The organism is Microbacterium sp. (assembly GCF_047972865.1).
Taxonomy (GTDB): Bacteria; Actinomycetota; Actinomycetes; order Actinomycetales; family Microbacteriaceae; genus Microbacterium.
In genome coordinates, this window is the sequence record NZ_JBKEAY010000116.1 from 1 (window position 1) to 7,421 (window position 7,421).

Consider the following 7,421-nt stretch of genomic DNA (forward strand, 5'->3'; position numbering starts at 1 on the left):
ACGTGGCTGACAATCTCGAAGCGGCGATCGCAGAAGCCGGAAACCCGCACACCCTGCTGTGGGAGTCGCAGGCCCCGCCGGCGGTCGTGCCCCGCGTCGTGCCGGAGTTCACGAACTGGCGCGATGAGCAGTTGGCCTGGCGCCGCACCGCGGTGCTGTTCGACCAGTCGCACCACATGGCCGACCTCAACATCAAGGGCCCCGATGCCCTCAAGCTCATCAGTGACCTCGCGATCAACAGCGTCGAGCACTTCCCCGTCGACATGGCCAAGCAGTTCGTCGCCGTCAACCACGACGGCTACGTCATCGGCGACAACATCCTCTTCCACCTCGACGACGACGAATACCAGGCGGTCGGCATCCCGCCGTCCATCAACTGGATGCACTTCCACGCCGCCACCGGCGACTACGACGTGCGGGTGTGGCGCGACGACAACTCGCTGTACCGACCCTCGGGTGACCCGGTCGTGTACCGCTACCAGGTGCAGGGTCCGGGCGCGATGGAGGTCATCCAGGAGGCGACGGGTGAACCGGCACCGAAGCTGAAGTTCTTCTACATGACCCACCTCACCATCGGCGGCAAGGACGTGCGGGCGCTGCGCCACGGCATGGCCGGCGAGCCGGGCTTCGAGATGTGGGGTCCGTGGGAGGATGCCGAGATCGTCCGCGACGCGCTGCTGGCGGCCGGTGCCAAGTACAACCTCACCCCGGTGGGTGGGCGCGCCTACCACACCAACGCGCTGGAGTCGGGCTGGCTGCCCCGGCCGCTCCCGGCGATTTACACCGGCGAGAAGCTCGCCGACTACCGTCGCTGGCTCACCGTCAACGCCTACGAGACGACCTCGCCGCTGGGCGGCAGCTACAACACCGGTGACATCGAGGACTACTACGTCACGCCGTACGACCTCGACTACGGCCGCCTGGTCGCGTTCGACCACGACTTCATCGGCCGTGAGGCGCTGGAGAAGATGGTCGCCGACGGCACCACCGAGGACCGCCGCAAGGTGACCCTGGTGTGGAACGGCGAGGACACCGGGGCCGCGATGGCCTCGATGTTCCAGCCCGGTCCCGGCGCGAAGTACTTCAACCTGCCGATGGCCCTCTACGACACGTTCCACTACGACCGTGTCGAGGTCGACGGGGCCCTCGTGGGCCGCTCCACGTGGACCGGCTACTCCGCCAACGAGCGCGCCATGCTCTCGCTCGCGGTCGTCGACGCCGCGTACGCCGAGCCCGGCACCGAGGTCACGGTCGTGTGGGGCGAGGACCCCAACTCGTCCAAGGCCCAGGTCGAGGAGCACGTGCAGGTGAGAATCCGCGCGACGGTGCAGCCGGCACCGCTGACGTCGAAGGCCCGCACCAGCTACCGCGCCAACTGAGCCGCGATGGCGACCGGCGGCGGTGCAGCGCGCATCGCCGCCGGTCAGCCGGCCGGTGGGACCTCGGTGCCGTACGTGAGCACGACCGTTCCGGCCGGGGCATAGTTGGGCACGTCGGCTTCGACCGCCTGCCCCTCCGGCGAGGAAAGGGCCGCCACGAGCGTCGCCTCGTCGGGGAAATCGGCCTCGTAGATCGCGAAGTACGGGCTCTCGGCGCCGCCGGCGCTGATCGAGGTGGTGAACCGGTGATCCAGCATTCCGGGCATCCGCGAGGCCAACGGCAGATGCGTCGTCCGATAATAGGTGTTGAACGCCTCGGGGTCGGCGGGATGCGGGTAGAGGACGAGGAGCTTGTGCACGATGGTTCTCCGATCGACGGGTAGGACCATGATGGTGTGCTCGCCGGTGCCGGAGCGGTCACAGTTCGCGCTCGGACAAGCGCGGAGCACGCGCGGACCACTGCGCGGACGCGAAACAGCAGGAACCACTCGACGGGGAGTGTGAGGATGACGATCTCAGCGGTACCCATGTTCGACACGTCGCAGGTGCAGTCCGCCTCGGCGCACTCGGTGGCGGAATGGTCGGCGATCGCGGGGGCGAGATTCGTGCCGCTGCGGCTGCTCGCGCTGGACCCGTTCTCCGGTTCGATCCGATGGCGCTACATCGAGCAGACCTGCATCAGCGAGATCTCCGCCGGGGCGCACCGGGTGCTGCGCACCGACGAGCTGATCTCGCCGGATGACCCCCGCCACTTCAAGGTGAGTCTGCAGCTGGAGGGCACCGGCATCGTCGCCCAGGACGGGCGCGAGACCCTGATGCGCCCCGGCGACATCGCCATCTACGACACCAGCCGGCCGTACACGCTGGAGTTCACCGACGAGATGCGCTGCATCGTGATGGCCTTCCCGCAGGACATGTTCGACGTGCCGGCCAGCCTCATCCGCCGCATCACCGCGGTGCGGCTGCCCGGCGACGACGGCGTGGGCGCGCTGCTGTCGCCGTTCCTGCGAGACCTGGGCGAGAACCTGGGGGAGTGGACCGGGGTCACCGGCATGCGAATCCTCCGCGCCACCCTCGACCTGCTCACCGCGCTCGTCTACGCGCAGCTGGCCGAACCGCACGACCACTGGGGCGAGTCGGGCCGCGCCGAGATGCGGGCCTTCCGCCTCTTCATCGACGCACATCTGGGCGACCCGCACCTGAGCGCGACGACGGTCGCGAAGGCGCACTTCATCTCGGTGCGCTACTTGCAGTACCTGTTCAGCGAGGAGGGGATGACCGTCTCGGACTACATCCGCTCGCGCAGGCTGGAGCACTGCGGCATCGACCTCAGCGACCCGGCGCAAGCAGACCTGTCGGTGCAGCAGATCGCCCAGCACTGGGGGTTTCGCGACGCGAGCCACTTCAGCAAGGTGTTCAAACGGCACTTCGGGTCGTCGCCGCGGCAGTTCCGCGCGTCGCACCTCGGCGCGCACGCGTGAGGCGGGCGCCCGAGCGCCGCGGTCTCGGTGCACCGGCACGGTACACCTCTGCATCGGTGGACAAGTGCGCCGCCCGGCCGCGACGGCAGACTGGAGCGGAAAGTCCGACGCTGGGTGCGCCCTGACGCACGCTGAGGAGCGGTGCGGACGGAAAGGACGACGTGGTCATCAGAGACGAGCTGTACGACAGCGGCATCGCCCAGCGCCGCACGATGTTCGGCGATGCCGGGGCCGACGCGCAGGTGGACAACACCACCCCGCTCAACGACAAGCTGCAGGATTTCGTGACGCGCAACTGCTTCGGCGACATCTGGCAGCGGCCCGGGCTGTCTGTGGCCGACCGCAGCAAGGTCACCTTCGCGATGCTGATCGCGACCGGCAAGAGCCACGAGATGCGCATCCACGCGGAGGGCGCGCTGGCCAACGGGGTCACCGCCGAAGAGCTGCGCGAGATCGCGATCCACTCGCTGTTGTACTGCGGCATCCCGTCCGCCGTCGAGGCGCACCGCGCCCTGGCCGAGGTGTTCGACACCCTCGGGATCGAGCTCGAAGAAAGTGACAGCAATGACTGATTCCACACTGACGGTCGGTTTCGTCGGTCTCGGCATGATGGGCGAGCCGATGACCCGCAACCTCGCCGCAGCCAGGTTCGACCTGCGCATCTACGACATGGACCCCGATCGCACCCGCGCGCTCGCCGACGTGCTCGGGGTGACCGGGGTGACCTACGCCGCCGACCTGGCCGCGTGCGACGCGATCGTGACGATGCTGCCGACGAGCGCCATCGTGCGGTCGGTGTTCGTCGACGACGCCGGCGAGCTGCGCATTCCGCTGCGTCCGGGAACCGTCATCGTCGACATGAGCTCGTCCGACCCGAACGAGACGGTGGAGACGGGGCGGATGCTGGCGAAGTCCGGTGTGCGTCTCGTGGACGCGCCGGTCTCCGGCGGTGTCGCCCGTGCGATCGACGGCACCCTCGCGATCATGATGGGCTCCGACGACGACGAGGCCGCCGCGATCGCCGAACGCGTCGTCGCCCCGCTCAGCCGCTCGGTGTATCGCACCGGCGGGCTCGGCACCGGCGACGCCATGAAGGCGCTCAACAACTGCGTCGCGGGGGCCGCGTTCGCGGCCACGTCGGAAGCGCTCATCGCGGGCCGGAAGTTCGGGCTCGACGCGCAGCAGATGATCGATATCTTCAACGACTCCACCGGGCAGACGTTCTCGTCGACGCATGTGTTCGGCCCGCACGTCGTGGACGAACAGTACGCCAGCGGGTTCGCGCTGCCGCTGATCACCAAGGACATCCGCATCGCGCAGAGCCTGCAGCAGGCGATGGACCGCGACGCGCCCGTCTGCGACGCCGTCACCACCGCCTTCGAGGAGGCGCTCGCCGGCCTCGGCGGCGTGGACCACACCGAGGCCTACCGCTACTGGAGCGGCGAGAGCCGCTGACCGCTCACATCATCCGACCCGAGAACACCCGAGGAGCACCCGTGAACGCTTTGCTCGACACCATCACCGTTTCGGCCGAGAAGGGCCGCCCCATCGTCGATGCCGCCTCCGGAGAGCAGATCGGCTACGCGCCGGTGCACTCCGTCGCCGACCTCGACGCCGCCGTCGCTGCGGCCGCCGCCGCGCAACCGGCGTGGGCCGCGCTGTCGAGCGACGAGCGCGCCGCGGCCCTGCGCGCCGCTGCCGACGAGGTGGATGCGCACGCCGAAGAGCTGGCGCAGATCATCGCACGTGAGCAGGGCAAGCCCCTCAACGGCGCCGGTGCCCGGTTCGAGGCTGCCGGATGCGCGGTGTGGCTGCGCTCGGCGGCCGACACCGTGCTGGAGCCGGAGGTGCTGTTCGAGGCCGAGGGCACCCGCTCCGAGATGCACTACGTGCCGCTGGGCGTGGTCGGGGCGATCAGCCCGTGGACCTGGCCCGCGCTCATCGCGATCTGGCAGATCGCCCCGGCCTTGCGGGTCGGCAACACCGTCGTCGCCAAGCCCAGCGAGTACACGCCGCTGAGCGTGCTCGCCGTCATCGAGCTGGTGAGCCGCCACGTGCCGAAGGATGTGCTGATCGGCATCTCCGGTGACCGCGAGGTGGGCGCCCGGCTGGCGGAGCACCCCGACATCGCCAAGCTCATGTTCACCGGGTCGACGCGCACCGGCCGCGAGATCGTGAAGAGCTCCGCGAACAACCTCGCGCGGCTGACGCTGGAGCTGGGCGGCAACGACGCCGGCATCGTGCTGCCCGGCGCGGATGCTGCCGAGATCGCCGAGAAGCTGTTCTGGGGCATCTTCATCAACACCGGTCAAACCTGCGCGGCCCTGAAGCGGCTGTACGTGCACGATTCGGTCTATGACGATGTCGTCGCCGAACTGGCAAAGCTCGCCGAGACGGTGCCGATGGGCCCGGGAACCGACGAGAACAGTGCCCTCGGGCCGCTGTCGACCGACCAGCAGTTCGGCATCGTGTCGCGTCTGGTCGACGATGCCCGCCAGCGCGGCGCCCGTATCGTCACCGGCGGTGAGGCCGCGCCCGAGCTCGGCCCCCGGTTCTACCGCACCACGATCGTCGCCGACATCGCCGACGGCGCCGCCCTCGTCGACGAGGAGCAGTTCGGCCCGGTGGTTCCGGTCATCCGCTACAGCGACATCGATGAGGCGGTGCGGCTGGCGAACGCGTCGTCGCAGGCGCTCGGCGCATCGGTGTGGGGCGACCCGGGTGAGGCGCGCAAGCTCGCCGACCGCATCGAGGCCGGTACGGTGTGGATCAACCAGCACGGCACACTCAACCCGGCGGTACCGTTCGGCGGGGTGAAGAGTTCCGGGTACGGCCTGGAGTTCGGTGCGCACGGCATGAAGGGGCTCACCGCCCCCAAGGTGATCACGACCTGACGCCGGCGGCATCCGATCGCGACGCAACACAGGGGAGAACCATGAAACTGGGCACGGTGGAGATCGACGGGGCGCCGCGGGTGGCGGTGTCGGCGGATGCGGAGTCGGTGGTGTTGTTGCCGTCGGAGTTCGCTGATGTGGCGGATGTGATCGCCGCGGGCCCGGGTGCGGTCGAGGTGGTGGATGCGGCGCGGCGTGAGGGTGCGCGGGTGGCAGTGAGCGAGGTGGTGTGGTTGCCGCCGGTGGCGCGGCCGGGGAAGATCCTGTGCGTCGCGTTGAACAACAGCGCGAACCCGGATCGGATCATGAGCGGGCCGGACACGCCGGCGATGTTCGTGAAGCCGTCGTCGTCGCTGGTCGGTCATGGGCGTCCGATCCGGGTGCGGGAGTCGTTCGGGCGGGTGCATCCGGAGCCGGAGTTGGCGGTGGTGATCGGGCGGGGCGGGGCCGACATCCCGGTGGGTGAGGCGGTGGGTCATGTGTTCGGGTACACGATCATGAACGATCTGACCTCTCCCACGATGCGTGGGGAGGACACGTTCCACTACCGCGCGATCCATCCCGATCCGGAGTCGGATGACGGCATCCGCTATGTGGACAGTTGGGTGAGTTATCCGGCCCGGTACAAGGGGTCGGACACGTTCGGGCCGTTGGGGCCGTGGGTGGTGACGACCGACGAGGTCCCCGACCCGCACACGCTGCAGATCACGTGTTCGCACGACGGGGTGCTGGTCACCGATGACAACACCGCGAACCTTCGGTTCAGTGTCGCCGAGGTGGTGTCGTTCGCGTCGGAGTACATGACGCTCGAGGCGGGGGACGTGATCGCGATGGGTACCGCGTTGAAGAAGTCCGCGAAGGGCGGAGCGGTGCAGAACGTCGATCTGACCCGGCTGGGCGGGGTGATCGAGGTCTCGATCGAAGGGATCGGGACGCTCAGCAACCCGGTGGAGAAACGATGACCCAGCAGGTGCCGGCGATCGATCGCGTCGAGTTGACAGATCTCAATGCCCGGTTTGCCCGCGCGCTCGACACCCACGAGTACGCGCAGCTTCGCGGCATCCTCGCCCCCGACGTGCATTACGTCAGCGGCGGTGGGGAGTTCCACGACGCCGAAGCGGTGATCGCGAACTTCCAGGCGCGTGCGCCGGGACGCACCAGTCGGCACGGGCTGGGCAACTTCGTCGTCGAACCGGGCCCGGACGGCACCGTGATCGGGCACAGCACGTGGCACAATTTCGCGACCCACGATCCGGACCCGACCGGCGTGCCGATCTATATGGTCGCCGATTTCACGGATCGTTATCGGCGCACTCCCGACGGCTGGCGGATCGCCGAGCGGATCATCACGCCGGTGTTCCGAAACGCCGAGCACGCGCCGCGGGAAGGTGCCGGGTCGGTTTCGGGGTCCGGTGCCGGGTCCGGCGAGGTGGAGCGATGACCACGCCGGAACCGCGGCATGAGTTGTCGCATTTGGGGCCGCATGGGTTGTTCACGCCGACGCCGGTCGAGACGGTGGCGTATTTCCGTGACCTGTTGGGGATGGATGTTGTCGCTGTGCGGGACGGGGTGACGTATCTGCGGTCGTTCAACACGTATGAGGCGTGGACGGTGAAGGTGATCGCGTCGGACCGGGCCGGGATGGAGTACGTGTCGTGGCGGATGGA

General features: G+C 68.7%; 8 protein-coding genes and 1 pseudogene. 8 read left to right on the forward strand and 1 reads right to left on the reverse strand.

All coding sequences use genetic code 11. From position 1 onward, the window contains the following. Positions 1 to 1,379, forward strand: a 1,379-nt coding sequence (locus ACK5KK_RS07350; RefSeq protein WP_416889438.1) for an aminomethyl transferase family protein, incomplete at its 5' end; no start/stop codon positions are given. Between the two features lie 44 nt (positions 1,380 to 1,423). Here the strand turns inward: ACK5KK_RS07350 and ACK5KK_RS07355 are convergent. Further along, complete coding sequence (locus ACK5KK_RS07355) at positions 1,424 to 1,768, reverse strand: EthD family reductase (RefSeq protein WP_416889439.1); 345 nt, start codon at positions 1,766 to 1,768, stop codon at positions 1,424 to 1,426. A gap of 117 nt (positions 1,769 to 1,885) precedes the next feature. Between ACK5KK_RS07355 and ACK5KK_RS07360 the strand changes: the two genes are divergently transcribed. From ACK5KK_RS07360 to ACK5KK_RS07390, 7 genes and pseudogenes are all read left to right on the forward strand, one after another. Then, complete coding sequence (locus tag ACK5KK_RS07360; RefSeq protein WP_416889440.1) at positions 1,886 to 2,860, forward strand: helix-turn-helix domain-containing protein; 975 nt, start codon at positions 1,886 to 1,888, stop codon at positions 2,858 to 2,860. Positions 2,861 to 3,021: 161 nt separating this feature from the next. Continuing rightward, positions 3,022 to 3,432 (forward strand): carboxymuconolactone decarboxylase family protein, encoded by a 411-nt coding sequence (locus ACK5KK_RS07365; protein ID WP_416889441.1) that lies wholly within the window; start codon positions 3,022 to 3,024, stop codon positions 3,430 to 3,432. Then, the gene (locus ACK5KK_RS07370) at positions 3,425 to 4,315 is read left to right on the forward strand and encodes an NAD(P)-dependent oxidoreductase (RefSeq protein WP_416889442.1); all 891 of its coding nucleotides are present in this window, start codon (positions 3,425 to 3,427) and stop codon (positions 4,313 to 4,315) included. The genes ACK5KK_RS07365 and ACK5KK_RS07370 overlap by 8 nt, the downstream gene beginning before the upstream one ends. Before the next feature lie 41 nt (positions 4,316 to 4,356). After that, positions 4,357 to 5,754, forward strand: a complete 1,398-nt coding sequence (locus tag ACK5KK_RS07375) for an aldehyde dehydrogenase family protein (RefSeq protein ID WP_416889443.1) — start codon at positions 4,357 to 4,359, stop codon at positions 5,752 to 5,754. Between the two features lie 41 nt (positions 5,755 to 5,795). Next, on the forward strand, positions 5,796 to 6,716 hold the full coding sequence (locus ACK5KK_RS07380; RefSeq protein ID WP_416889444.1) for a fumarylacetoacetate hydrolase family protein: 921 nt from the start codon (positions 5,796 to 5,798) through the stop codon (positions 6,714 to 6,716). Further along, positions 6,713 to 7,195: a nuclear transport factor 2 family protein gene (locus ACK5KK_RS07385; RefSeq protein ID WP_416889445.1), complete on the forward strand. Its 483-nt coding sequence runs from the start codon at positions 6,713 to 6,715 to the stop codon at positions 7,193 to 7,195. Before ACK5KK_RS07380 ends, ACK5KK_RS07385 begins: the two co-directional genes overlap by 4 nt. Further along, positions 7,192 to 7,421, forward strand: a pseudogene (locus ACK5KK_RS07390) (hypothetical protein); the annotation flags it as partial. The gene ACK5KK_RS07385 and the pseudogene ACK5KK_RS07390, both read left to right, overlap by 4 nt.

Coding starts and splice junctions, on each gene's coding strand:
- ACK5KK_RS07370 (WP_416889442.1), top strand. CDS start 3,425: ATGACTGATTCCACACTGACGGTCGGTTTCGTCGGTCTCGGCATGATG.
- ACK5KK_RS07355 (WP_416889439.1), bottom strand. CDS start 1,768: ATGGTCCTACCCGTCGATCGGAGAACCATCGTGCACAAGCTCCTCGTC.
- ACK5KK_RS07380 (WP_416889444.1), top strand. CDS start 5,796: ATGAAACTGGGCACGGTGGAGATCGACGGGGCGCCGCGGGTGGCGGTG.
- ACK5KK_RS07360 (WP_416889440.1), top strand. CDS start 1,886: ATGACGATCTCAGCGGTACCCATGTTCGACACGTCGCAGGTGCAGTCC.
- ACK5KK_RS07385 (WP_416889445.1), top strand. CDS start 6,713: ATGACCCAGCAGGTGCCGGCGATCGATCGCGTCGAGTTGACAGATCTC.